Annotated in this window: 22 protein-coding genes, 1 tRNA gene and 1 riboswitch; of the genes, 15 read left to right on the forward strand and 8 right to left on the reverse strand. The window is 62.1% G+C overall.

The window, feature by feature from the left end; translation table 11 throughout:
- Window positions 1-57 precede the first annotated feature (57 nt).
- Window positions 58-885 carry a UDP-2,3-diacylglucosamine diphosphatase gene (locus LQK84_RS19905; protein ID WP_230830477.1) on the reverse strand — a complete coding sequence of 276 codons (828 nt, stop codon included), beginning with the start codon at window positions 883-885 and terminating at the stop codon, window positions 58-60.
- 195 nt (window positions 886-1,080) lie between these two features.
- On the opposite strand from LQK84_RS19905, the gene LQK84_RS19910 reads away from it, so the two are divergent.
- From LQK84_RS19910 to LQK84_RS19925, 4 genes are all read left to right on the forward strand, one after another.
- The gene (locus LQK84_RS19910; RefSeq protein ID WP_330166427.1) at window positions 1,081-3,405 is read left to right on the forward strand and encodes an NADP-dependent malic enzyme; all 2,325 of its coding nucleotides are present in this window, start codon (window positions 1,081-1,083) and stop codon (window positions 3,403-3,405) included.
- Window positions 3,406-3,475: 70 nt separating this feature from the next.
- Window positions 3,476-4,240, forward strand: a complete 765-nt coding sequence (locus tag LQK84_RS19915; protein WP_230830478.1) for a helix-turn-helix transcriptional regulator — start codon at window positions 3,476-3,478, stop codon at window positions 4,238-4,240.
- Between the two features lie 122 nt (window positions 4,241-4,362).
- Window positions 4,363-5,007, forward strand: a complete 645-nt coding sequence (locus LQK84_RS19920) for an acyl-homoserine-lactone synthase (protein WP_230830479.1) — start codon at window positions 4,363-4,365, stop codon at window positions 5,005-5,007.
- 122 nt (window positions 5,008-5,129) lie between these two features.
- Window positions 5,130-6,296: a DUF2865 domain-containing protein gene (locus tag LQK84_RS19925; protein WP_230830480.1), complete on the forward strand. Its 1,167-nt coding sequence runs from the start codon at window positions 5,130-5,132 to the stop codon at window positions 6,294-6,296.
- 3 nt (window positions 6,297-6,299) lie between these two features.
- Here the strand turns inward: LQK84_RS19925 and bluB are convergent, their stop codons facing one another.
- Window positions 6,300-7,010, reverse strand: coding sequence for a 5,6-dimethylbenzimidazole synthase (gene bluB / locus LQK84_RS19930; protein ID WP_230830481.1), 711 nt, complete (start codon window positions 7,008-7,010; stop codon window positions 6,300-6,302).
- Window positions 7,011-7,053: 43 nt separating this feature from the next.
- Window positions 7,054-7,243, reverse strand: a riboswitch (cobalamin riboswitch).
- A 104-nt stretch (window positions 7,244-7,347) separates the two neighbouring features.
- Entirely contained in the window at window positions 7,348-7,566 is a 219-nt protein-coding gene (locus LQK84_RS19935; protein ID WP_230830482.1) for a DUF1127 domain-containing protein, read from the reverse strand.
- Between the two features lie 113 nt (window positions 7,567-7,679).
- On the opposite strand from LQK84_RS19935, the gene LQK84_RS19940 reads away from it, so the two are divergent.
- Together LQK84_RS19940 and arsC are read left to right on the forward strand one after the other, a co-directional pair.
- Window positions 7,680-9,098: an aminotransferase-like domain-containing protein gene (locus tag LQK84_RS19940; RefSeq protein ID WP_230830483.1), complete on the forward strand. Its 1,419-nt coding sequence runs from the start codon at window positions 7,680-7,682 to the stop codon at window positions 9,096-9,098.
- A gap of 42 nt (window positions 9,099-9,140) precedes the next feature.
- The gene (arsC, locus tag LQK84_RS19945) at window positions 9,141-9,488 is read left to right on the forward strand and encodes an arsenate reductase (glutaredoxin) (protein WP_230830484.1); all 348 of its coding nucleotides are present in this window, start codon (window positions 9,141-9,143) and stop codon (window positions 9,486-9,488) included.
- 24 nt (window positions 9,489-9,512) lie between these two features.
- On the opposite strand, the gene ilvA is transcribed toward arsC, so the two are convergent.
- Window positions 9,513-10,763, reverse strand: a complete 1,251-nt coding sequence (ilvA, locus tag LQK84_RS19950; RefSeq protein WP_230830485.1) for a threonine ammonia-lyase — start codon at window positions 10,761-10,763, stop codon at window positions 9,513-9,515.
- A gap of 228 nt (window positions 10,764-10,991) precedes the next feature.
- On the opposite strand from ilvA, the gene LQK84_RS19955 reads away from it, so the two are divergent.
- A tRNA-Leu gene (locus LQK84_RS19955) sits at window positions 10,992-11,076 on the forward strand.
- Window positions 11,077-11,198: 122 nt separating this feature from the next.
- Window positions 11,199-11,402, forward strand: a complete 204-nt coding sequence (locus LQK84_RS19960; RefSeq protein WP_230830486.1) for a hypothetical protein — start codon at window positions 11,199-11,201, stop codon at window positions 11,400-11,402.
- Between the two features lie 71 nt (window positions 11,403-11,473).
- Here LQK84_RS19960 and wrbA read toward each other — a convergent pair whose 3' ends face one another.
- Window positions 11,474-12,073, reverse strand: coding sequence for an NAD(P)H:quinone oxidoreductase type IV (gene wrbA, locus LQK84_RS19965; RefSeq protein ID WP_230830487.1), 600 nt, complete (start codon window positions 12,071-12,073; stop codon window positions 11,474-11,476).
- A 211-nt stretch (window positions 12,074-12,284) separates the two neighbouring features.
- Here wrbA and LQK84_RS19970 point away from each other — a divergent pair, with 211 nt between their 5' ends.
- From LQK84_RS19970 to gpt, 3 genes are all read left to right on the forward strand, one after another.
- Window positions 12,285-13,040 carry a competence/damage-inducible protein A gene (locus LQK84_RS19970; protein ID WP_442966994.1) on the forward strand — a complete coding sequence of 252 codons (756 nt, stop codon included), beginning with the start codon at window positions 12,285-12,287 and terminating at the stop codon, window positions 13,038-13,040.
- A gap of 148 nt (window positions 13,041-13,188) precedes the next feature.
- Window positions 13,189-14,031, forward strand: a complete 843-nt coding sequence (locus tag LQK84_RS19975; protein ID WP_230830488.1) for a universal stress protein — start codon at window positions 13,189-13,191, stop codon at window positions 14,029-14,031.
- 144 nt (window positions 14,032-14,175) lie between these two features.
- A complete protein-coding gene (gene gpt, locus LQK84_RS19980) occupies window positions 14,176-14,673 on the forward strand; it encodes a xanthine phosphoribosyltransferase (protein ID WP_230830489.1) in 498 nt (165 codons plus the stop codon).
- 99 nt (window positions 14,674-14,772) lie between these two features.
- On the opposite strand, the gene LQK84_RS19985 is transcribed toward gpt, so the two are convergent.
- Window positions 14,773-15,876 (reverse strand): branched-chain amino acid ABC transporter substrate-binding protein, encoded by a 1,104-nt coding sequence (locus LQK84_RS19985; protein WP_230830490.1) that lies wholly within the window; start codon window positions 15,874-15,876, stop codon window positions 14,773-14,775.
- 1,002 nt (window positions 15,877-16,878) lie between these two features.
- On the opposite strand from LQK84_RS19985, the gene LQK84_RS19990 reads away from it, so the two are divergent.
- From LQK84_RS19990 to LQK84_RS20005, 4 genes are all read left to right on the forward strand, one after another.
- A complete protein-coding gene (locus LQK84_RS19990) occupies window positions 16,879-20,667 on the forward strand; it encodes a vitamin B12-dependent ribonucleotide reductase (protein ID WP_230830491.1) in 3,789 nt (1,262 codons plus the stop codon).
- Window positions 20,668-20,764: 97 nt separating this feature from the next.
- Window positions 20,765-21,535 carry a hypothetical protein gene (locus tag LQK84_RS19995; protein WP_230830492.1) on the forward strand — a complete coding sequence of 257 codons (771 nt, stop codon included), beginning with the start codon at window positions 20,765-20,767 and terminating at the stop codon, window positions 21,533-21,535.
- Between the two features lie 165 nt (window positions 21,536-21,700).
- Complete coding sequence (locus LQK84_RS20000) at window positions 21,701-21,982, forward strand: BrnT family toxin (RefSeq protein ID WP_230830493.1); 282 nt, start codon at window positions 21,701-21,703, stop codon at window positions 21,980-21,982.
- Window positions 21,963-22,304 (forward strand): helix-turn-helix domain-containing protein, encoded by a 342-nt coding sequence (locus tag LQK84_RS20005; RefSeq protein WP_230830494.1) that lies wholly within the window; start codon window positions 21,963-21,965, stop codon window positions 22,302-22,304. The genes LQK84_RS20000 and LQK84_RS20005 overlap by 20 nt, the downstream gene beginning before the upstream one ends.
- Before the next feature lie 1,027 nt (window positions 22,305-23,331).
- Here LQK84_RS20005 and LQK84_RS20010 read toward each other — a convergent pair.
- Both LQK84_RS20010 and LQK84_RS20015 read right to left on the reverse strand, forming a co-directional pair.
- Window positions 23,332-25,299, reverse strand: coding sequence for a methyl-accepting chemotaxis protein (locus tag LQK84_RS20010; protein ID WP_230830495.1), 1,968 nt, complete (start codon window positions 25,297-25,299; stop codon window positions 23,332-23,334).
- A gap of 122 nt (window positions 25,300-25,421) precedes the next feature.
- Window positions 25,422-26,030, reverse strand: coding sequence for a pyridoxamine 5'-phosphate oxidase family protein (locus LQK84_RS20015; protein ID WP_230830496.1), 609 nt, complete (start codon window positions 26,028-26,030; stop codon window positions 25,422-25,424).
- Between the last annotated feature and the right edge of the window lie 23 nt (window positions 26,031-26,053).

Consider the following 26,053-nt stretch of genomic DNA (forward strand, 5'->3'; position numbering starts at 1 on the left):
CCTTAGGGCGGCGCCTCGGGATGACGCCAGAACGTGCGGCAGGAGCCAATGAAGCGCTCAGGCGGCTTCCGCGGCCTGTGCCTTCTCGCCGCGCGCGGCAAGCTGCAGGACCTTCGGCTTCGGCACCAGCTCGGAGGCCGGGGTCCAGTGGATCAGTTCCATCGTGCCGTCGAAATGCTCGACGACAGCCGTGCAGCTTTCCACCCAGTCGCCGGTATTGATATAGCGGATACCCTCGATATCCTCCATCACCGCATGGTGAATATGCCCGCAGACGACGCCGTCGACCTTGTGGCGGCGGGCTTCTTCGGCGACGAAATGCTGGAACTCGCCGATGAAATTGACGGCGTGCTTGACCTGCAGCTTCGCCCAGGCCGAGAACGACCAGTAAGGCAACCCGAGACGGCGGCGCACGGCCGCAAGGCCGCGATTGACGAGGATGGCCGCATCATAGGCCCAGTCGCCGAGATAGGCGAGCAGGCGGTAGTTGCGCACCACGATATCGAATTCGTCACCATGGATGACGAGATATTTCTTGCCGTCGGCGGCCTCATGGATCCAGTTCAGCGCCACCTCGATGCCGCCGAAATGCATGCCCGGGAAGTCGCGCAGGAATTCGTCGTGATTGCCCGGCACATAGATGATGCGGGCGCCCTTGCGTGCCTTGCGCAGCAGCTTCTGGACGACATCGTTGCAGCTCTGCGGCCAGTGCCAGCTGCGCTTCAGCCGCCAGCCGTCGATGATGTCGCCGACGAGAATATAGGTCTCGGCATCGTGGTAGCGCATGAAGTCGATGAGAAAATCGGCCTTGGCCGCCTTCGAGCCCAGATGGACGTCGGAAATGAAGATGGTGCGGAATGTCCTTGCTTCAGGTTCTGCGCTCATCGTCCCAGCCTTTCATCGCTGCGCTTGTCATGGCTCTCAAAACCAGACTCGTGTTTCAGGATGATGACAGAAAGGATGCCTTACCAGCTGGCCGTCACAAAATCGCCCGAGGCGGCATTGAGGGGACTACCCGACACCGACAATTGGTGTAAGGAAGATTCGCGCAAACAAAAAAGACCACCGGAGATGGCAGGCATGGAATCGCTTGATGACAACAAGGCGCCGCAGGGCGCGCCTCAAACAGCAGACCTCGACGCGCAGGCGCTATTTTATCATCGCTATCCACGCCCCGGTAAGATGGAAATCACGGCGACGAAGCCGCTCGGCAACCAGCGCGACCTCGCGCTCGCCTATTCGCCGGGCGTCGCCGCCCCCTGCCTCGCCATCAAGGACGATCCGGCAACCGCCGCCTTCTACACGGCCCGTTCCAACCTTGTGGCCGTCGTGTCCAACGGAACCGCGGTTCTCGGTCTCGGCAATATCGGCGCACTCGCGTCCAAGCCCGTGATGGAAGGCAAGGCCGTCCTCTTCAAGAAATTCGCCGGCATCGACGTCTTCGACATCGAGATCAACGCGCCCGCCGTCGGGGACATGGTCAAGGTCGTCTCGGCGCTGGAGCCCACATTCGGCGGCATCAACCTTGAGGACATCAAGGCGCCGGAATGTTTCGAGGTCGAGCGGCAGCTCCGCGAAATCATGGACATCCCGGTCTTCCACGATGACCAGCACGGCACCGCCATCATCGTCGCCGCCGCCGTCCTCAACGGTCTGGAGCTTGCCGGCAAGGACATCTCCAAGGTCAAGATCGTCGCCTCGGGCGCCGGTGCAGCAGCACTCGCCTGTCTCAACCTGTTGGTCGCGCTCGGCGCCCGGCGCGAGAACATCTGGGTGCATGACATCGAAGGCCTCGTCTACAAGGGCCGCGAAGCCCTCATGGACGAATGGAAGTCGGTCTACGCCCAGGAAAGCGACAAGCGCACGCTCGCCGACAGCATCGGCGGCGCCGATATCTTCCTCGGCCTCTCCGCCGCCGGCGTGCTGAAGCCGGAACTGCTGGTGCAGATGGCTGAAAAGCCGCTGATCATGGCACTGGCCAACCCGACGCCGGAAATCATGCCGGAACTTGCCCGTACGGCGCGCCCGGATGCGATGATCTGCACCGGCCGGTCGGACTTCCCGAACCAGGTCAACAACGTTCTCTGCTTCCCCTATATCTTCCGAGGCGCGCTCGACTGCGGCGCCCGCACGATCAACGAGGAAATGAAGCTCGCCGCCGTGCGCGCCATCGCCTCGCTTGCCCGCGAGGAGCCTTCGGATGTAGCCGCCCGCGCCTATTCCGGCGAAACACCGGTCTTCGGGCCGGAATATCTCATCCCCTCGCCCTTCGACCAGCGCCTCATCCTGCGCATTGCCCCTTGCGTCGCCAAGGCAGCCGCAGAAACGGGTGTTGCCACCCGTCCGATCCAGGATTTCGACGCCTATCTCGATGAGCTGAACCGCTTCGTCTTCCGTTCCGGCTTCATCATGAAGCCGCTCTTCACCGCCGCGAAGACGGCCGCCAAGAAGCGCGTCATCTTTGCCGAAGGCGAAGACGAACGCGTTCTGCGTGCCGCCCAGGTCCTGCTGGAAGAAGGCATTGCCAAGCCGATCCTCATCGGCCGCCCCTCCATCCTGCAGTCGCGCCTGGAGCGCTTCGGCCTCAAGATCCGGCCGGATGTCGACTTCGAAGTCGTGAACCCGGAATCCGACCGCCGCTATCGCGACTATGTGGACGAATATTTCGCCCATGTCGGCCGCAGCGGCGTCACGCCGGAAGCCGCCCGCACGATCGTCCGCACCAACTCCACCGTGATTGCGGCGCTCGCCGTCAAGCGCGGCGATGCGGATGCGCTGATCTGCGGCCTCGAAGGCCGCTATGACCGGCACCTCCGCGACGTCAAGCAGATCATCGGCAAGAAGCCCGGCGTCATCGATTTCTCGGGTCTCAGCCTGCTGATCTCGCAGCGCGGCGCCACCTTCTTCACCGACACCTATGTCACCTACAATCCGAGCGCCGAAGAAATCGCCGAAATGACAATCATGGCGGCGCGCGAAATCCGCCGCTTCGGCATCAAGCCGCGCGCAGCCCTCGTCTCGCATTCGAATTTCGGTTCGCGCGATTCCGAATCCGCCCGCAAGATGCGCCTCGCCACGCAGCTCGTGCGCGAACAGGCGCCCGACCTTGAGGCAGATGGCGAAATGCACGGCGATTCCGCGATCTCCGAAATCCTGCGCAAGCGCGTCATGCCCGACACGACTCTTACCGGCGAAGCCAACCTCATCGTCTTCCCGACGCTGGACGCCGCCAACATCACGCTCGGCATCGTCAAGACCATGACGGACAGCCTGCATGTCGGCCCGATCCTGCTCGGTGCCGCCATGCCCGCGCACATCCTGACGCCCTCCGTCACCTCGCGCGGCGTCGTCAACATGGCGACGCTCGCCGTGGTCGAAGCGTCACATCCGGAAGGCGGCCTCTAAGGCCGGAGAACAGCGCACAGTTGCCAAGGGCCCGACCATTGGTTATCCCGTAGATTTTTAGGGATAAGCAATGCCGGGCCCGACTGGCTATAGCGCGCTCCTCGCAGCACTTGGAAATCCCGCCAGTTTCGACCCGCAAGCCTTCCTCACAAGGCTGCAGGCGGAATATGGGCTCGCGCATGTGCTTTACGGCGACCTGCGGCGCGACGGCAGTGCGTTTATCCCCGGCAGGCTGATCCACGGCCAAGATCCCGAGTTCGAGCGCCTGATCCGTGAGGAAGGCCTCGCCGTGCTTCATCCGCTGTTCGAAGCCGCGGCCCGGCGGTTCGGGCCGGCCGTTCTTGAGCCCTCCAACCGGGCAAAGACGGGAACGGACACGATCCGGGTGCATCCCCGTTGCCGCGACAGCCGGCCCCTCCTCGTCTTTCCGCTGGTGCCGTCGCGACCGGGCGTCGCCTTTCTGGCTGCCGACCCCGGCCGGCTGGAAGATCGGCGCGAAGCACGGGAAATCCTGATGCGCGACCTCGCCGCCCTTGCCGGCCTTTTCCATGCGCGACAGCTCGCACTTGCCCCCCTCCGCTCGCAAGGCGGAGCACAGGCAGACGCACGGCCCCGTCTGACGCCGCGCGAACGCGAAGTTCTTGAATGGGTTGCGGGTGGAAAGACCTATTGGGAAATCGCCCGCATCCTCGGCATTTCCGAACGCACGGTGCGCCATTTCATGTCGGCCTGCCGCGAAAAACTCGATGCCGTGTCCAACAAGCAGGCGGTGGCGAGGGCCGTGGCGACAGGGTTGATCGAGATCGGCTATCCAGCGCCGCCGCCTCGGAAATAGGCCTATACTACCCACCCGCATACAATCAAATTTTATACATTTAAAGTTGTCCATACCGACAGTACACAATCAAAGATGCAAGTGGCCTTCTTCTCCGGTCAATGACCTTCCGGAGAAATGCCTTGATCGAGATTTTTTCAGGCCTTGAACGCCATTTCAGACCGCAGGCGCTGGCGCCGATGTTCCAGCTCCGCAAGCGCGTCTTCCACGACCTGCTCGGATGGGACGTGTCGGTCCGCGGCGACATCGAGATCGACCAGTATGATGACATCAACCCCATCTACGTCCTGTCCTACACGCCGGACACGCGCCATCTGCGCGGCGCGCTCCGCCTCCTGCCGACGCTGGGGCCTAACATGCTGGATGACACATTCCCCATCCTGCTTGGAAACAGCCCGGTGATCCGCCGGCCTGACATCTGGGAATCCAGCCGCTTCTGCATCGATCCCGAGATCTCGCAGGATCGCGCCTCCAACCAGGTGACAGTCGCCGCCGCCGAACTCATGTGTGCGGTCGGCGAGCTTGGCCTTGCCTCCGGCATCCGCCAGATCGTCACCGTGACGGATGTGTTCCTGGAGCGCATGTTCCGCCGCATGGGCTGTCCCGGCACGCGCATCGGCGAACCGCAGAAGATCGGCAGCGTCCATGCGGTCGCCGTCGGCTGGGATGTGAACGACAAATTGCTGACCGACATGAAGGCGATCGCCGGAATTTCCGCCCCGCTTCTGGCAACCCCGCCCGAGATGCGCATCGCTGCCGCCGCCTGAAACAAAAGGCGGCTCCCGTCGTTGTTAAGCAAAGAAACACGTCGCGATTGCGAGCACCGCCCGATTGGCTCACAATGGGCACTCTCAACACACGACTTGCCTGACCGACAGGAGCCGCCAACTTGGTTTGGTCCACGAGACTTAGTCCGAAAATCCGTGCCGTCACGCTGGCCGTTCTGGCCAGTCTGGCGCTCAGCGGAACTGCGGGCGCGACCTCCATCTGCGGCTCGATCCGCATGGAGCTCAATACGGACACCGAGACGATCGGCAATACGCGCGAGACCCGCGCCTACCAGCAGGCCATCTCCCGCCAGCAGCGCGAGATCGACACCGTGCAGCGCGACCTGCGCCGGCTGGGCTGCACGTCGGGCAGTTTCCTCGTCTACGGTGGCGCGAATGCTGAGGCCTGCGACAGGCTGAGCGACGCGCTCGACCGCATGTATGACAATCTGGCGGAACTGCAGAACCACGACATTCCGCTCGTCACCCGCTCGATGAGCCCGGCGCGCCGCGCCAAGCTTCTCGACGCACTGGAGCGGAACGGCTGCAACGACGTGCCGGACAGCCCGCGTGCCGCGCGCGACACCGCCCCGCCGGAGCCCGCAAGCTACGATCCGGGCGCGGTCGAGCCGCAGCGCCCAGCACCACGCCAGCCGGAGATCCGCAACCTCGGCGGCGGTGACCGTGGCGGCAATCTGCAGACGGTCTGCGTGCGCACCTGCGACGGCGGCTTCTTCCCCGTTTCGACGAATACCAGCCCGGCAAGCTTCGAACGCGACGCACAGGTCTGCTCGATGATGTGCCCGGGCGTCGAAACCGAGCTCTTCTATCACGGTGTCGGCACGCAGGAGATGTCGGAAATGGTCTCGGCCAGCGGCGGCATGCCCTACAAGGAAGAGCCCTATGCCTTCCGCTTCCGCGCCTCGGCCCGCAAGCAGGACAAGTCCTGCAGCTGCAACTTCTCCGCCTATTATCGCGAAATGATGAAACGCGAGGCAGCGAAGAACGGCGGCACCGACATCGCGCCGCCGCAGGACCACTCCTCGACGGAACCCGCGCCCGAGAAGCCCTATTCCTCGATCCTCAATCTGGATACGAAGCCCGAGCCCAAGGCGGCACCCGTGCCCACCCCGAAGCCACCGGCCACTGCCGAGAAGCCGCCGGAACCCGCCCCCGCCGTGCCATACGATCCGTCGAAGGCCAATGTCCGCAAGGTCGGCCCGCAATTCCTGCCCGGCAAGGACACGGCCATAGACCTGCGCCACCCGAAGGAGCCGACGGCGAACTGAGGCTCAGCCTGAGCTGTCGCCGCCGCCCTGCCAGCCTTCCTCAAACACCAGCTCCTCCAGCGGCAACCTCTGCCGCCAGCCTTTCAGTGCGAGTTCCGGTTCGCAATAGAGCCTTTCGACATAGCCGACGCAGAGCCAGGCGATGATCTGCACATGTGGCGGGATGCCGAGGATTGCCTTCACCTCGTCCTCGTGGAAGATGCTGACCCAGCCGACGCCGACGCCCTCGGCGCGGGCGGCAAGCCAGAGGTTCTGCACCGCGCAGACGGTGGAATAGGCGTCCATGCGGAGATTGTGCGTGCGCCCGAGGATGACCTTGCCGCCGCGCGTCGGGTCACAGGTGATGCAGATGGAAAGCGGCGCCTGCCGGATGCCCTCGAGCTTCAGCCGCAGATAGGCCGCCTTGCGCTCGTCGTCGAACATCAGGGCCGCCTCCTCGTTGGCGCGGGCAAAGGCCTGCGCCACGCGCGCCTTCGTCTCCTCACGCTTCACCAGGATGAAATTCCAGGGCTGCATGAAGCCCACGGACGGCGCGCGGTGTGCGGCCTCCAGCAACCGCCTGACGAGATCATCCGGCAGCGGTGTTCCCAGGAACTGGCTGCGCACATCGCGCCGTGTCTCGATGGCGCGATAGACCGCGGCCCGTTCTTCGGTGGAAAAGGCTCCCGCCTCGGCAAGCGCTTCGCACTCTGCCGACATATCAAGCTTCGCCATCGCACATCCCCGCAACGCGAAACCCGCCCGCCGTCCGCGCGGGCTGAGGCTATCTTGCCAGGCCGGTCTTCTGGCTTGAGGATCATCCGCTTGGCCGCCGCGCCTTCCCGGATTGCTCCAGTGGTCTGTTTGGCGACCAGCGTCCCCTCTCACAGCGTTGGGCACGCGCCGGATTGTTCACCGGCTTCCCGATTCTCCCGCGTGACGCGGGCACCTGACGGGAACGGAATGGCACAGCGGCAAGCGGAAGACAAGCCGGTGTGGCGGGGGACAAGCGTTCACCGCCATCGGGCGTGAGGCCCTGACGGCGGTGAATGGCGTCGAACCAGCCCACGCTTCAGAAGAGATCGACCTTCCGGCATTCGCGCTCCGCCTCGTGGCGGCTGATACCGATATCGGAGAGCTGGTCGTCGGTCAGTTCCGAAAGGGCCACCCGCGAGCGATTGAGCGTGATGGCCCAGCGGAGTGCGGCAAAGACTTTCGCGACGCGTGCGCCGATTGTCATCGTCGTGACCGGCGCCCGTTCGAGCGATACACTTTCCATCATTGTCTCCATCGTTTCCATCATTGTCACCCTTGCTATGGACCTTTCTTGCCTTTCGCTGAAACTTGACTATGATGACCTTATCAATTGACTCGCCGAGTGGTTCAATACGGATAATTGTCACCATGACAAATTGGCTTCCATCGCTGCAGGAGGGCTCCGGCCCGCTCTATGTCCGCCTGGCGGATCAGATCGAGGCGGATATCGCCGCCGGCATTTTGCCGCCCGGCGCGAAGCTTCCGCCGCAGCGCGACCTCGCCTATGATATCAAGGTGACAATCGGTACAATCGGCCGCGCCTATGCGCTGGTGCGCGAACGCGGCCTCGTTTCCGGCGAGGTTGGACGCGGCACCTACGTGCTGGCGCAGCAGGAAGAACCCGCCAATGACGGGCGAGACCGGATTGTCAGCGCCTTTTCCGGCACCCGCGTCCCCGTCCCGCCCGCCGGCAAACTGCGCTTCGACACGACTGCAGCGCCCGATGTGGGACAATCCGGCCCGATCGAGACATTCCTGACGCGCACCGTGCGCGACTATCGCGACGAGATTTCGAGCTACACCCGCATCATTCCCGATCGCTGGAAGGAGGCCGGGCGCAAGTGGCTTTCGAATGCCAACTGGCAGCCGACGCTCGATTGCATCGTGCCGGTTCTCGGTGCCCATGCCGGCATCATGTCGGTCATTCACGCGATCTCGCAGCCGGGCGACTATATCGCCTTCGAGGAACTGACCTATGCGCAGGTGTCGCGCGCCGCCGCCATGACCGGCCGCCGCATCGCCACCGTCGCCTCCGACGAGGGCGGCATCCTGCCGGACGATCTGGAGCGGGTCTGCGCGCAGAAGCACCCGAAGGCGGTCTTCCTGATGCCCTCGGCGCAGAACCCGACGGCCACCACCCTCTCCGTCGAGCGCCGCAAGGCGATTGCCGAGATCGCGCGGACCTACAATGTGTGGCTGATCGAGGACAATCTCTATGGCGCGATGACCGAGGACGGCCTGCCCTTCCTGGCGGAACTTGCGCCTGACAAGACCTTCCATATCGGCGGCCTCTCCAAGTCGGTCGCGGCCGGCGTGCGCGGCGGCTGGGTCGCTTGCCCGCCGCATTTCGCGGCCCGCGTCAACATCACCCACAAGCTCTCGACCGGAGGCATTCCGTTCCTGCTGTTCGAACTCTGCGCCTCGCTGGTGCTGTCGGGCACGGCCAGCACGATCCGCCGGCAGGTTCTGGCCGAATGCCGGGCGCGCGAGGAATTGGTGGAGGCGATCTTCGGCGATCTCGACATCAGCCACCAGCGCGGCGCGCCCTTCTTCTGGCTGCGCCTGCCCGAGCCCTGGCATGCCGGCACCTACAAGCAGGCCGCTTTCGACCGCGGCATCCTCATCGACGACGAGGACGAGTTCAAGCCGGCGCGCTCCGACAAGGTCCACCATGCCGTGCGCATCAGCTATTCCTCGCCGCAGGATCGGAAAGATGTTGAAAACGGCCTGAAAACGCTGAAAGCGCTCATAGACGCCGGCCAGACCGGCTATGACACGGATGCCTGACGGGAACGTCCGGCATCCGGCAACATACCGTCAGAGCGCATCTTGAACGTCACCATTCTGCACAATCCCCGCTGCTCGACCTCGCGCGCCGTGCTGGAAATGATCCGCGAGAAGGGTCACGACCCGGCGATCGTCGAATATATCAAGCATCCGCCGGAGCGCGCCGAGCTCGTTCGCATGCTGATGGCCCTGGAGATGAACCCGCGCCAGCTGATGCGCCGCAAGGAAGCGGTCTACAAGGAGCTCGACCTCGACAACCCGTCGCTGACCGACAATGATCTGCTGGACGCCATGCTGGCAAACCCGATCCTCATCGAACGGCCGATCGTCATCTCGGAAAAAGGCATCCGCCTTGGCCGCCCGAAAGAGCGGGTCAGTGAAATTCTATAATCAAGTATTTTGATTATAGAATAGTCATATAATCAAACTGGACAGGATTTCGTTCTCGGTGATGTCCTGATATCCAAGCCCTGCAGCATCAAAGGCGCCGGTCAGACGCGCGAAATTCTCCGGCTTTGCGGTCTCGATACCGATCAGGATCGAGCCAAAGTTCCGAGCAGATTTCTTTAGATATTCGAAACGAGCGATATCGTCTTCCGGCCCGAGCAGATTGAGGAAATCCTTCAATGCGCCCGGTCGCTGGGCCAGCCGGAGGATGAAATATTTCTTCAGTCCGGAGTGGCGCATGGCCCGCTCCTTCACATCCGGCAGCCGCTCGAAGTCGAAATTGCCGCCCGAGACAATGGCAACAACGCGCTTGCCCTTCAGCCGATCCGCCGGCAATTGCGCCAGCGCCGCAATCGACAGCGCACCGGCGGGCTCCAGCACCACGCCCTCGATATTCAGCATCTCGATCATCGACACGCAGATGGCATTCTCGGCAATCGTCATCACCTGGTCGGGCGAAAACTTGGAAAGGGCCGCAAAGTTCAGGTCGCCGATCCGCGCCACGGCAGCCCCGTCGACGAAATTGTCGACCTTCGGCAGCGTCACCGGCTCGCCCGCCTCCAGCGCCCGCTTCAGGCTCGGCGCGCCCTCCGGTTCGCAGAAGAGAAAACCGTCGCGCGCGACCGTCCCGTCGAGATATCCCGTCACGCCGGAGGACAATCCGCCGCCGCCAACCGGGATCACGACGAGATCCGGCACGCTGCCATCTGGCAGTTGAGCGAGGATTTCCGCCGCAACGGTCGCCTGCCCCTCGATGATATCCGGATGATCGAAAGGCGGCACCATCATGGCGCCGGTTGCCTCCGCGTGGTCGCGGGCGGCCTTGTAGCACTGGTCGAAAAAGTCGCCGAACAGCTTGATCTCGATGAAGCCGGCGCCAAACATGCGCGTCTTCTCGATCTTCTGCTGCGGCGTCGTCACCGGCATGAAGACGGTGCCGCGCACGCCGAAATGGCGGCAGACATAGGCAAAGCCCTGCGCGTGATTGCCGGCAGAGGCGCAGACGAAGGTCTGGTCCGTCCCGCCCTCGCCGATCGCCTTGCGCAGGAAATTGAACGCGCCGCGGATCTTGTAGGAGCGCACCGGCGACAGGTCCTCGCGCTTCAGCCAGATTTCCGCGCCATAGCGTGCGCTCAAGTGATCGTTGAGCTGCAACGGCGTTTCGGGAAACAGCCCGCGGATCGCGGTCAGCGCATCGTCGATAGTCTGCCTGTTCAAAATCGGCCTCGTTGCCCTGAGCCAGAATGAAAATCGCTATCGCATACCGCAGCGCATGAAGCCACCCCAATTTCACCTCGGAAAGACGGCTTCGGCACGGTCCGGCAGTGGCAGTCCGCATCCACTGTTCAGACGGCTGTATTTTGGATTTCTGAAGGGACTTTGGCACTTCAGGCGACAAGCGACCTTGATTGCAACCGCAAGCTCGGCTAGGCGAAAAGGATCGTTGCGGGCGTGGCGAAACTGGTAGACGCAAGGGACTTAAAATCCCTCGGCCTTGGCTGTACGGGTTCGATCCCCGTCGCCCGCACCAGAATGATGCACGCGCCGTCTCAAGATTCAGGCCAGGCAGGCCCATGGGTCCATATGCTTGCGGACAAGGGGCGCGACGGCAGCTTCCGTCGTCAGGGCTGCGTCGACAATGAAGGGTAAGCCATGAAATTTCTGATTGTTGTTGCCGGCATTTGCGTGATCGTCGCCACGCTGGGCGCAGGCTTTGTCGGCTACACCTTCTACACCAAGGGCCGAACGGAAGGTCTGAAGGCGCAGTGCGAGGAACTCGCGAAAGCCGATCCCGCCGCCATGAGCGATCTGGAGCGCGTCCAGGCGAAATCACTCGCTGATAAGTGCCGCGGCTGACGCCCCGGCGCCAACGAAAAAACGCGCGCCCCTTTCGGAACGCGCGCCCTTGAATTCAAACCGCTAACAGATCACGCGATCTGCTTGGCAGCGATCTTGGCTACGTGTGCGCCCTGGAAGCGTGCGCCTTCCAGTTCGACTTCCGAAGGCTGGCGCGAGCCGTCGCCGTTGGTGATCGTGGATGCGCCGTAGGGCGAGCCGCCCTTGACTTCTTCGGTGCCCATCTGGCCCTGGAATGCATAAGGAAGGCCGACAACGACCATGCCGTGATGCAGGAAGGTCGGGATGAAGCCCATGATGGTGGTTTCCTGGCCGCCGTGCTGCGTGGCGGTCGATGTGAACATCGAGCCGACCTTGCCGACGAGCTTGCCGTTGAACCACAGGCCGCCCGTCTGGTCCCAGAAATTGCGCATCTGCGAGGCAACCGTGCCATAACGCGTGCCGGCGCCAACGATGATGGCGTCGTATTCGGCCAGTTCGTCAACCGTTGCGATCGGAGCAGCCTGGTCGAGCTTGTAGTAGGAAGCCTTGGCGACTTCTTCCGAAACGAGTTCCGGAACGCGCTTCACGGTCACTTCAGCACCGGCAGACTTGGCGCCTTCGGCAACCGCATAAGCCATGGTTTCGATATGGCCATAGGCCGAATAGTAGAGAACGAGAACTTTAGCCATTGTGATGTCCTTTCGTGGAGCAACCGTTCAAGACGATGACGCAACCATAAACGGTTCCGTTGTTCAGTAATACCGGCACGATAGAAACGCAGTGTTCACAAGAAGGCGATGAAATTTCACCCGCCGGTCACATACCGCATTGCAAAATGTCCTTGCAATGCGAGGCCGGGAACTCCATTTTCGGCATCCACCGCACGCCCGGAGACCGACCTTGAACAAGCACAAAATCGTCACTGCCGCCATGCTCGCCATTGGCGACGAACTGCTCTCCGGCCGCACCAAGGACAAGAATATCGGTTATCTGGCCGAAAACCTGACGGTTGCAGGCATTGACCTGAAGGAAGTGCGCATCGTCGCCGACGATCAGGACGCGATTGTCGAGGCCGTCAATGCGCTTCGGGCGAAATACGATCTCGTTTTCACCTCCGGCGGCATCGGCCCGACGCATGATGATATCACGGCGGATGCCATGTCCGCCGCCTTCGGCCTGCCCTGCCTGCACGATCCGGATGCGATGCGCCTGCTCGGCGAGATGTATGAGCGCCGCGGCCTCGAGTTCAACGAGGCCCGCCAGCGCATGGCGCGCATGCCGCAGGGCGCCCGCCATATCGAAAACGCCGTCTCCACCGCGCCGGGCTTCATCGTCGAGAATGTTCATGTGATGGCCGGCGTCCCTGCCGTGTTCCAGGCCATGCTCGGCTGGCTTCTGCCGCATCTGCCGACGGGAGCAACCGTGATGAGCCGCACGGTCGTCTCGCCCTTCGGCGAAGGCGAGATCGGCAAGCCGCTGACGGAGGTCCAGAAGAACCATCCGGAAACCTCGATCGGCTCCTACCCGAAATTTGATGGCAAGGGCTTCTATACGGAAATCGTCGTCAGGGCCCGCGACGAGGCCGTGCTGCAGTCTGCCGTTTCGGCGGTCGAAGCCATGCTGGATGCCATCAGCGCCACGCGCGAAACGGCCTGATCCTCAAGACAGACGAATTGACCAAGGTCAAAGCGTGCGTACCCGCGACGCGCGAAGGTGGATTTGTGGAACCGGCAAGGCGTTTCGCGCGCTTATAGAGACAATCTATCGCCGGATTGAAATTCGTCAGAGTCCCAGGAGGCACCCCATGTCGATCAAGACCATTCTTGCCGTTCTCAATTCACCCGAAGCTGCCGACAGCGTCATCGAGACGGGCGTGGCGCTGGCGACCAAAAATGACGCCCACCTGATCGCGGTCTATGCGGAGGCGCCCGAACAGGTGTTCATCTACGCGCCGATGGAAATTCCCGATCCCGCCGCCATCATGGCGCTGCAGGAAGCCGCCGAACAGCGCGCGGCCACCATCCAGGCCAAGTTCCTCTCGATCACCGAGCGCGAAGGCGTCTCGCATGAATGGCGCAAGTTCCGTGGCGCCGGTGGCTACTCGTCGGCCGGCGTGGTCGACAGCGCCCGCAGTGCCGATCTCGTGCTGTGCGCCCAGTTCGATGAGAAGACATCGTCCGCCCAGCGCGCAGACATCGAAGTGCTGATCTTCGAATGCGGCCGCCCGGTCATCATGGTGCCCTATATCCAGACGACCCCGAAGCCGATCGAGCGCGTGCTAATCGCCTGGAACGGTTCGCGGGAAGCCGCCCGCGCCGTCTTCGACGCCATGCCCTTCCTGCTGGGCGCCAAGGAAGTCGAAATCCTGTCCATCGATGCCCGCAACGACATGAACCAGTCGGCCGATTTCGCAGGCTCCGAACTCGGCGTCACGCTTGCCCGCCACGGCATCAAGGTCAATGCCAACAATGTCGAGTCCGGCGGCAAGCCGGTCGGCGCGGTGATCGAGAACCGTGCGTCCGACTTCTCCGCCGACCTGCTGGTCATGGGCGCCTACACCCATTCGCGCATCCGCGAACGCATCTTTGGCGGCGCCACGAAGACGCTGCTGGGCTCCATGACGACGCTGACACTGATGTCGCGCTGACATTTGCCCACACGGTGCTATGACGCACCCGTTGCAAATTCTGGAATTTTCCGGTTAGAGAAAGTGCCACGCCCCGTTTTCGGGGCGTGGTTTTTGTTTTTGGCCCTGCCCCTTGCCCCAGCCTAGCTGATTTGGAGATTGCTGATGTCCCTGCCCGAAAAAGCCTTTCCCGTGACCTGGGACCAGTTTCACCGCGACGCGCGCGCGCTCGCCTGGCGTCTGGCAGGCCTCGGCCAGCAGTTCCGCGCCATTGTCTGCATCACGCGCGGCGGCCTGGTGCCGGCGGCCATCATCTCGCGTGAGCTGAACATCCGCCTCATCGACACGGTCTGCATCGCCTCCTACCACGACTACGTGAACCAGGGCGACATGAACCTGCTGAAGGGCATTGCCAGCGACCTTCTGACCGAAGACGGCGCCGGCGTCCTCGTTGTCGATGACCTGACCGATACCGGCAAGACAGCGATGGAAGTGCGCGCCATGCTGCCGAAGGCGCATTTCGCCTGCGTCTACGCCAAGCCGAAGGGCGTGCCGACCATCGACACGTTTGTCACCGAAGTCAGCCAGGACACCTGGATCTACTTCCCCTGGGACATGGGCTTCACCTATCAGGAGCCGATCGCCAAGGGCCACAAGGGCTGAGGCGGAAGCCGCGCACGCCAACGCGTGCTTTGTCAGTCAGCGAACTGGAAGAGAAACAGAGCGTCTTCGGCCACGACCGGCCGAAGACGCTCTTTCGTTTTATTCGGCGGCGACGATCTTGCCGTCTTCCCACTTGTAGAGCGAGAAGCTCTTGGAGGTGAGGTCGCCGGCTTCGCCATAGGTGAGCTTGCCGATGGCGGTCGAGACGGACATGCCGCCATGGAGCGCTGCGGACACGGCTTCCGCATCATCCGCCTTGCCGGCCTTCTCGATGCCGGCCTTCAGCACTTCGACGGCTGCATAGGCGTTCAGCGTGAAGGCTTCGGCCGGAATGTTCTTCGCGGCCAGCGCGTCGAGGGCTGCCTTGGCATCCGGGCTCTTGGTGGCGTCAGACGCGTTGGTGAAGAGCGTGCCGGCGGCCGACTTGGTGCCGATCGACCAGAATTCCGTATTCGACAGGCCATCGCCGCCGATCAGCTGGGCATTGATCGACAGGTCATGCAGCTGGCGCACCAGCAGGCCGCCTTCCGGATGGTAACCGCCGAAATAGATGAGATCGACCTTCTCCGCCTTGATGCGGGTCGTCAGCGCGCTGAAGTCCTTGTCGCCGGGCGTGATCGCTTCGTCGATCACTTCCTTGACGCCGCCCTTGTTCAGCGTCGCCTTGAAGGCATCCGCCAGACCCTTGCCATAAGCGCCCTTGTCATTGACGATGGCGATGCGCTTGTCCTTGAAATGCGTCAGCACATATTGCGCGGCGACTTCGGCCTGCTGGTCGTCGCGGCCGCAGGTGCGGAACACATTGGTGAGCTTGCGCTTGGTCAGATCCGGCGCGGTGGCCGTTGGCGTCACCATGACGATGCCGTTGTCGGCCAGAACGTCGGAAACCGGAATGGCAACGCCCGACGTCACCGGACCGACAACGAAATGCACGCCGTCACCGACCAGCTGGTTGGCAGCCGAAACGCCCTGCTTCGGTTCGCCGCCATCGTCGGCGAGCTTCAGGACGACTTTCTCGCCGAGGATGCCACCCTTCTTGTTGATCTCGTCGACAGCGACCTGGGCGCCATTCTTCACCTGTTCGCCATAGGCGGCGACCGGGCCGGTCAGCGGCGCGATGAGGCCGATGGTGATGTCGGCATGAGCCAAGGGCGCAAAGGCCAGCGTGGCGACGAGCGTCGCGGTCAAAGTCTTCAATGTCATCATATTCTCCTTGGCGGGTTTTCAACCCTTCAGTGAAGCGCCGCGTCCGCCGAAGGATCGTTCAACGACCAGGAGGCCGCGCCAAAAGACGATCGATGCGGATGCGATCAGCGCCGCTGCCGGCCATGTTTGGCTCGACGGCGACACAGGTGATTTCTAGGAATTTTGGCCGGGACGCGCAACCAAATAACGGGAAAATGCCGATTTTTTAGACATATGCCTTGAGAAATGGCAGAAATGGGCATGACGCGGACACCGGGCTTTCTTCGCGGCGCCCGGCTTCATCCCGGCCGAAATGGAAATTTCCGTGCCGAAACGACCCCTTCGGCCCGTTTCCTGTGCCACTGCTGGAGCACCCGCCGCCTCGCCCGGCGGCTCATCCGCATCAGGCAAGGCCTTATTTTCGTTATCCGCATTTTAATATGCGCAGTCGATAAAATTTGCTGTTTTTGTGCCCCGCAGCACAAGTTTACACCCCCGAAATCTCGTAGGTTGCTTCCACGCGCTGCAAGCCTCCGCTTGCAAATCCCTGTTTTTGCTCATCTGTTTCGTTCATCCACAGTTTCCACAGCGATACCCACAACATCTAGGGGCCTCGCCCCTATGATGAACAAACCCTTGACCGAATCGGGCGAAACAAAGTCTATTGATCCTCACGTTGCGGCGGCGGCGGAATCGAAGAGTTCACGAGGTCGGTTCAATCACAAAAAGATGGGCTTTCTGAGAGGCCCGAATGCGGATGATCCGCATTTGGCCCGGGGGGAAAGCCATGTCTTGCGTCAGCCCGCGACGAATGGAATGGGGCTGGATTTAAAAAGCTGTTAACACTATATTTAGCGTTTGCAGCCAACCTCAGCACAAGATACAGGGTGACCCAACGAGTCTCACCCGTTTGACAGGGACTGAGCAACTGGCTGCGCGCATTCAACGGCGCGAGCTGGAACAAGAGAACTTTGCCTGCAGTTAGAACTCCAGGCAGCGGCAGAAAAAGGACTGGACAGGATGCGCATAGAACGTCGTTTCACCAAAGAAGGCCAATCGGCTTACGCGGAAATCCCCTTCCGCCAGGCGACAAGCGAAATCCGCAATCCCGACGGCTCGATCGTGTTCCGCGCCGCCGATATCGACGTGCCGGCCCAGTTCAGCCAGGTCGCGACAGACGTTCTGGCCCAGAAGTATTTCCGCAAGGCCGGCGTTCCCGCACGTCTGAAGAAGGTCGAGGAGAATGATGTTCCCTCGTGGCTGTGGCGCTCCGTTGCCGACGAGAAGGAACTGAAGAAGCTGCCCGAGGGCGAGCGCTATGGCGCCGAGACCGATGCGCGTCAGGTCTTCGATCGTCTGGCCGGCACCTGGACCTATTGGGGCTGGAAGGGCAAGTATTTCACCTCTGAAGACGATGCCCGCGCCTTCCGCGACGAGCTCGCCTACATGCTGGCCACCCAGCGCGTAGCGCCCAACTCCCCGCAGTGGTTCAACACGGGTCTCCATTGGGCCTATGGCATCGACGGCCCCGGCCAGGGCCATTTCTATGTCGACCCCTTCACCGGCAAGCTGACGCAGTCGAAGTCCGCTTACGAACATCCGCAGCCGCATGCCTGCTTCATCCAGTCCGTCGAGGACGACCTCGTCAACGAGGGCGGCATCATGGACCTGTGGGTGCGTGAAGCCCGTCTCTTCAAGTATGGCTCCGGCACCGGCTCCAACTTCTCGAACCTGCGCGGTTCGGGCGAAAAGCTCTCCGGCGGCGGCCGCTCCTCCGGCCTCATGTCCTTCCTGAAGATCGGCGACCGCGCTGCCGGCGCGATCAAGTCGGGCGGCACGACGCGCCGCGCCGCCAAGATGGTGGTGGTCGATATCGATCACCCGGATATCGAGGAATATATCAACTGGAAGGTCAAGGAAGAGCAGAAGGTTGCTGCCCTCGTCACCGGCTCCAAGATCGTCGCCAAGCACCTCAAGGCGATCATGAAGGCCTGCATCAATTGCGAGGCTGAAAACGGCGCCTGCTTCGACCCGAACGAAAACCCGGCCCTGAAGCGCGAAATCCGCGCCGCCAAGAAGGCCTCGGTTCCGGAAAACTACGTCAAGCGCGTCATCCAGTTCGCCGAACAGGGCTACAAGGATCTCGAATTCAAGACCTATGACACGGACTGGGATTCGGAAGCCTATCTCACCGTTTCCGGCCAGAACTCCAACAACTCGATCTCGGTTCGCGACGACTTCCTGCGCGCCGTCGAGGCCGATGGCGACTGGAACCTGACCGCCCGCAAGGACGGCAAGGTCGTCAAGACGCTGAAGGCCCGCGAACTGTGGGAACAGGTTTCCTATGCCGCCTGGGCCTCTGCCGATCCGGGCATCCACTTCAACTCGACGATGAACGACTGGCACACCTCGCCGGCGGCCGGCCCGATCCGCGCCTCCAACCCGTGCTCGGAATACATGTTCCTCGACGACACGGCCTGCAACCTTGCCTCGCTGAACCTGATGCAGTTCAAGGATGCCGCCACCAAGCGTATCGACATTGCGTCCTATGAGCATGCCGTTCGCCTGTGGACGCTGGTTCTCGAAATCTCGGTCATGATGGCGCAGTTCCCGTCGCGCCAGATTGCAGCGCTCTCCTACGAATACCGCACGCTCGGCCTCGGCTATGCCAATATCGGTGGTCTCTTGATGTCGTCCGGCATCCCGTATGACAGCGCCGAAGGCCGCGCCATTGCCGGATCGCTCACCGCCATCATGACCGGCGTTTCATACGCCACGTCCGCCGAAATCGCTTCGGAACTCGGCCCCTTCCCAGGCTATGCGCCGAACCGCGACAACATGCTGCGCGTCATCCGCAACCACCGCCGCGCCGCGCACGGCGAGAGCTCTGGCTATGAAGCGCTGTCGGTCAACCCGGTCGCCCTCATCCATGGCGATTGCCCGGATGCCGACCTCGTCGCCCACGCAACGGCCGCCTGGGACAAGGCGCTGGAGCTTGGCGAAAAGCACGGCTACCGCAATGCGCAGGTCTCGGTGATTGCGCCGACCGGCACGATCGGTCTCGTCATGGATTGCGACACGACCGGCATCGAGCCCGACTTCGCGCTGGTGAAGTTCAAGAAGCTCGCCGGCGGCGGCTATTTCAAGATCATCAACGCGGCCGTTCCGGAAGCGCTGCGCACGCTCGGCTATTCGGAAAGCCAGATCGCCGAAATCGACGCCTATGCGGTGGGCCATGGCAACCTGAACCAGGCGCCGGGCGTCAACCCCTCGACGCTGCGCGCCAAGGGCTTCACCGACGACAAGATCGAGGCGCTGAACGCCGCGACCAAGGCTGCATTCGACATCAAGTTCATCTTCAACCAGTGGACGCTCGGCGCCGACTTCCTGAAGGGAACGCTGAAGGTCACCGACGAGCAGCTCGCCGACATGAGCTTCAACCTCCTGGAGCATATCGGTTTCTCCAAGAAGGAAATCGAAGCGGCCAATGTCCATGTCTGCGGCGCCATGACGCTGGAAGGCGCACCGTTCCTGAAGAACGAACACCTGCCGGTCTTCGATTGCGCCAACCCCTGCGGCAAGATCGGCAAGCGCTATCTGTCGGTCGAAAGCCACATCCGCATGATGGCCGCCGCCCAGCCCTTCATCTCGGGTGCGATCTCCAAGACGATCAACATGCCGAACGAGGCAACCGTTGAAGATTGCGGCTCGGCCTACATGCTGTCCTGGAAGCTCGGCCTCAAGGCCAACGCGCTTTACCGCGACGGCTCCAAGCTTTCCCAGCCGCTCAACGCCTCGCTGATCGAGGACGAGGACGACGAGGATGCACTGGACGACCTGATCCAGCAGCCGCAGGCCGCCCAGGCCGTCACGATCACCGAAAAGATCGTCGAGCGCGTCATCGAAAAGGTCATCCGCGACCGCGAAAAGCTGCCGAACCGCCGTCAGGGCTACACCCAGAAGGCTGTCGTCGGCGGTCACAAGGTGTATCTGCGCACCGGCGAATTCGGTGACGGCCGACTCGGCGAAATCTTCATCGACATGCACAAGGAAGGCGCTGCCTTCCGCGCGATGATGAACAACTTCGCCATCGCCATCTCGCTCGGCCTGCAATATGGCGTGCCGCTGGAAGAATATGTGGAGGCCTTCACCTTCACCAAGTTCGAGCCGGCCGGCATGGTTCAGGGCAATGACGCGATCAAGTCGGCGACCTCGATCCTCGACTACGTCTTCCGCGAACTGGCCGTCTCCTATCTCGGCCGCAACGACCTTGCCCATGTCGACACGTCCGACTTCGGCAATACCGCGCTCGGCAAGGGTATCCAGGAAGGCAAGACCAACCTGATCTCGACCGGCTGGACCCGCGGCCACAAGCCGACGCTCGTCTCGGGCGGCCATGCGCCACTCTCCGAGCCGAAGGGTGCGGCAACCGCGGCCCCCGCCACGGCCCGCGTCTCGAACATCATGGCGTTCTCGGGCTCTGCCGCCCGCAAGATCGAAGCCGTCGCCTCGGAAGAGCCGACGACCAGCTTCAAGCGCGACTACGAGGAACGCGCCGCCGAACTGGCCGAGGAAATCGCCGAGGAAGCCCCGACGGTCGAAATCACCGCCCTCTTCTCCGACAAGGCCGCAGCCGATGCCGCCGCTGCCAAGTCGGACGCCAAGAAGATCGAAGCCGACCGCCGCATGAAGTCGATGATGCAGGGGTATACCGGCAACATGTGCTCCGAATGCCAGAACTTCACGATGGTGCGGAATGGGACCTGCGAGAAGTGCGATACTTGTGGCGCGACGAGCGGGTGCAGCTGAGGCGTAGACGTGAACCGTCAATCTAAATAACGCGAAGGCGGAGGCAAACACCTCCGCCTTTACTGCTATTGAGCGCAGCTTTAGGGGGGAGGCTAAATTGGCAATTGCAAGACCGTATCACCGAAACTGGCGACCTATGAAAGAAGGGAAAAGCGGGACGGCATATCTAATAGATAAGGCGTATGCAGATTCACCGATACACTACATTAGAGCATTCGAACTAATCCAATCTGATTTTAAAAAGCTTATCGAATACGTCGAACCATCTACGGATTCGATAAAAACCTATTCTTATAGAATTCACGAACTACTCATGAGAACGTGCATCGAAGTCGAAGCTAATTTTAAGGCGATCCTGCTCGAAAACGGTTACCAGCCGACGCTTTCGAAAAACGACCAACCAATTATGAACATGAGCATCTATCATAAAATTGAGATGACGCACCACTTGTCTTCATATCAGGTCGTACTCCCGACATGGAATGGCGACGAGAGAATTTGGAAGCCATTTGCAGCTTGGAAGAATGGAAACGGAAATCCGGAATGGTACAACGCATACAACCAGAGCAAGCATGACCGTCAAGATTCTTTCAAGAAAGCAAATATGGAATCCTTGATAAACGCTGTCTCCGGACTTCTGGTAGTTTTATCCTCTCAATTCGGGACACAGGATTTCTCGCCTAGCGCCATTAGTTTTGGAATTAGCGGCGATGAATACGAATATTATGATCTTGAAGCAGCAATCGGCGGCTATTTTCGTATTGGATTTCCCGATGATTGGGATGAAGAAGAAAAGTATGATTTCGACTGGTCTGTGCTCAAGACTTCCTCCACCCGCTTCCAAAAATTCAATTACAACAAGTCTTAGCAAGCTTCCGTAGCACGACGGGATGAAAAGCGCGGACGAGGAGCACTAGGAATGCAACTGCGCATCCTCCAAATGCCCTTTTTGGTCAACGCGCCATCCCCCACGACAGCACACTGGCGGAGGCGAAACACCAAACGCAAAACTACTGGTAATCCGTAGAAACCCATGCTAAATTTCGAGTGGGATGCAGACAAAGCCGCAACCAACCTGACGAAGCACAGCGTCAGCTTCGTGATCGCTTGCGACGTCTTCAACGACCCATTCGCGATTGACGTGGAGGAACGGTCGATGGACTACGGGGAAGTGCGACGCAGGATCGTCGGACTTGGCCACGGACGCGTTCTGACGATCATCTATACGGAGCGCGACGAGAGCACGATCCGTCTGATTTCCGCCCGAAAAGCCACACCGACCGAGCGGCGGGAGTATGAAAATGGACAATGGTAAGACCGCCCATTCCGACTGGACCGCCTTCGACGCCATGACAGACGCCGAAGCAACGGCCAATGCGCTCGCCGACCACGACAATCCGCCGGCCACAGCCGAGCAATTGACACCGTCGCGACGCATGCCGCAGGTCCGGGTCATCCGCCGTGCGCTCGGCCTGACACAGGAAGAGTTCTCCGCCCGCTACCGCATTCCGCTCGGTACATTGCGCGATTGGGAACAGGGCCGCACAGAACCCGACCAGCCCGCCCGCGCCTATCTCAAGGTCATCGCCACCGATCCAGAGCGTACCGCTCAGGCGCTCGCCAACGGCGCGGCCTAATCTACCCGGCACGCCCCTCTCCTCCGTCATCCCGGACTTGATCCGGGATCCAGCAGCCCGCGTCCGCGGGCTGAGAGGACGCTTCACTTCCTCGCTCGCCATTCATGGGTCTCCCGCGCGATGGACATCGCGCTGCTGGATGCCGGATCAAGTCCGGCATGACGGCAGTGGGGGGCTGCACCAAGGGTGCCTCAAGACATCACGACGGGAAAATTTCATCCCACAATTTCCCCGTTATCTCATCTCCGCTTATTCTGTAGCTCTTCCGCCACCGGATGAACCAGCGACGACTGGTTCAGGCGGGAGGAGAGCCTGGTGGCGTCCCTCGTAACGTGCGGGAGATGTCATCAGGGGACGCGGGCGGCGTTGGGGCAAAAACCTCAATGAAACGACTCCCCCGATGGGCCGCGAATGGCTCGGCGGCTTGGCTGCGCCAAAGAACCCGTCTGCCTCCGCAGACGGCTTAGCGAGGCGGCCCGCGTTTGAGGATCAGGATCGGATGAGGTCCTGCCTTGCAGATCTCGACGGGTCGCGCTGGCGCTCCGCCGTATTTTTAAACTACCCATCAGGGCGGCGCGTCAGCGTGGCTCTCCGGAAGTTTGCGCCCAGACACAAGGGCAAGAGCGGCAGAACCGGAGTGAAACTCGGGGAAGGTTTTCTCCGGGGATTTCGGCGTGCCCACCCGTGAGACCTCACCCTGAGGTGCCTGCGCAAGGCGCAGGCCTCGAAGGGTCCCTGCCACACACTCAGGTGGACCTGCCACAAGCGCATCCTTCGAGGCCGCCCGGTGGGCGGCACCTCAGGATGAGGGTGGAGCAAGAGGCACGAGGCCAATCTCCCCCCTTGAGGGGGAGATGTCAGCGAAGCTGACAGAGGGGGGTGAGCCACACGGAGGAACGTCAATGGGGACAGAACATGCCGCACTATACCCCCCTCTGCCCTGCCGGGCATCTCCCCCGCAAGGGGGAAGTTCGAGGCGGCGCGCGCGCCGGACATCTCAACCGTCAGGCAGAGCGATGTGGCGCCCTCAGAACTCTTCCCAGCCCTGAGCGGCAGCCGGAGCAGCCGAGGACCCGGCGCGGGCCACGCGAACAGGCGCAGCAGCAGCGCGGGGCGCAGTAGAGCGAGCCGGGGCCGCCATCGCGGCAGCCGTCTGGCGCAGCATCGCGGACGGCGTCGCACTCGCCGGCATGTCGCCGAAGGAGAACTTGGAAATGAGGGCGCGCAGCGTCTGGGCCTCGCCGGCAAGGGCCGCGGAGGCGGCGGTGGATTCCTCCACCATCGCGGCATTCTGCTGCGTCGTCTGGTCCATCTGGTTGACGGCGCCGTTGACTTCCGCCAAGCCCGTCGACTGTTCCTTGGCCGACTGGGCGATCGCTTCCATATGGCCGTTGATCTCGACGATGAAGCCGCCGATCTCGTTGAGCGCCGAACCGGTGTTGCGCACCAGCTTGACGCCGGCATCGACTTCCGTGGCCGAGTTCTTGATCAGCGCCTTGATCTCCTTGGCGGCATTGGCCGAACGGCCGGCAAGCTCCCGCACTTCCATCGCAACCACCGCGAAGCCCTTGCCGGCATCGCCGGCCCGCGCGGCCTCGACGCCGGCGTTGAGGGCGAGCAGGTTCGTCTGGAAGGCGATCTCGTCGATGACACCGATGATGTTGGAAATCTGCCTGGACGATTCCTCGATGCGGCGCATGGCGTCCTCGGCATCCGCCACGACCTTGCTCGACGTCAGCGCCGACTGGTTGGCGCGGCCGGCAATCGTGCGGGCTTCCTCGGTGCGGCGGGCGGAATTGCTGACATTGACGGTGATCTCGTCAAGCGCTGCGGCGGTCTCCTCCAGCGAGGCGGCCTGCTGCTCGGTGCGGCGCGACAGGTCGTTGGCACCGGACGCAATCTCGTGGCTGCCATTCTCGACGGCGCCGACCGCGTTGGAAATCTCGGAGAGCGTCTCGGAGAGCTGCCGCACGGACTTGTTGAAGTCGTGACGAAGCTGCTCGAAATCGGCGGAGAATGCCTCCTCGATCTGGAAGCCGAGGTCGCCATGGGCAAGCCGCTCGAGCGCGCTGGCAAGACCCGAGGTCGCAATGCGCAGCCGTTCGGCGGCGTTGGCTTCGGCCTGGCGCTCGGCCTCACGACGCTCGGCATCGGCGCGGTGACGCGCCTCTTCGGCCTCGCGTTCGAGCTCCTTGTTGGTGATCGCCGCCTGGCGGAAGACTTCGACGGCACCGGCCATCGCGCCGATCTCGTCGCCGCGGCCGGCAAAGGGAATGGTCGACGCGGTGTCGCCGGCTGCCAGATCACGCATCGATTTCGTGATGCGGCCAATCGGCATTGCAATGCCGCGCACGACAAAGATGCCGGCGACAAGCGCAACCGCGGCTGCAAAGCCTGCCAGAATTTCGGCAATCAGGATCATGCGTGCGGTGGCGGCGCGGGCTTCATCGCCGCTCTTCAGCGCGCTCTTGTTCCCGGCGGTCACGATATCGCCGGTGATCTTCGACAGCGTGTTGCCGATGCTGCTCATCGAGCCGAGATACATGCGGGCATTCTGGTCCTTGCCCTGCGTCGAATAGAAGAGCAGCGTCTTGCCCATCTTGTTGTAGGCGGTCAGCTGCTTGTCGAGTTCGGCAAGGGCGGCCTTGTCGCCGCTCTCGCCAAGAACCTCCGCATAGGCCTTCAGCGTGACGGCGAGGTTGTCGTTGATCGCGGTGATCGTCTTCTCGACCTCGGCCTTGGCCGGCTTGTCGGCGGCCAGCAGATGCTGGCCATAGGCCTCGCGCAGCTTCACGGCGGCGAGATCAATGTCCTTCGACATGGAAATGCCGGCCATGGCCGTGCTGGCAAGCAGCTCGAAGCGCTGGTCCATGCTCTTCATGGACATGACGGCGCCGGCAGCAATGACACCCGAAACGACAGCCAGACTTCCGATCGCAGCTATCAGCCCCGTCCGGATACTGGGACGGTGGACGGACAATTTCGGGCGTGTCATGGAGCCTCCGAATGAACTTGAGACAGAATTCGGTAAAATTCAGTTCAAATCGTTACAACGAAGGGGTTAAAACTGTCTTTCATCGGCCGCTAATGCATTGGTAAGCTTGCGCCGACGCAAACTTACCACATCGTCGAACGGGCCCGCGCCGGCCATTCGCGGTCATAGGCCGCGCCATCGAAACCGGCCTTGATCGTCTGCAGCATGTCGCCGACGGTGGGCAGCGACTTCGGATCGCGGAACTTCTCCGGGTTCCACAGCTCGGCACGCAGCAGCGCGCGGGCACATTGCGAATAGACCTCCCGGATCTCGATCACGACAACCGAGCGCGGATGGCGGCCATCCATGGTGAAACGCGCCGTCACTTCGGGATCGACCGTGACGATCGCGTGGCCATTCACCCGCATCGCCGTGTTGGAGCCCGGAATGAGGAACATCAGCGCGACGCGCGGATCGCGGACGATATTGGCGAGCGAATCGATGCGGTTGTTGCCGCGCCAGTCGGGCAGCATCAGCGTCCGCTCGTCCTCGATATGGATCACCGTGCCGGCATCGCCGCGCGGCGAGCAATCCAGCCCCTCGGGGCCGATGGTGGCAAGAGCCATGAACGGCGATGCCTCGATCATCCGGCGATATTCCGGCGTGAGGAACGGCGTCACCTTGATCAGCGACGCCTCGCCCGGCTCGCCGTAAAGCGCCTGAAGTTCCTCGACCGATGTCACCGCCTGCATGTCATATCTCCTCTCGAACGGAG

It is taken from the genome of Rhizobium sp. C4 (assembly GCF_021026315.1).
Lineage (GTDB): Bacteria > Pseudomonadota > Alphaproteobacteria > Rhizobiales > Rhizobiaceae > Ensifer_A.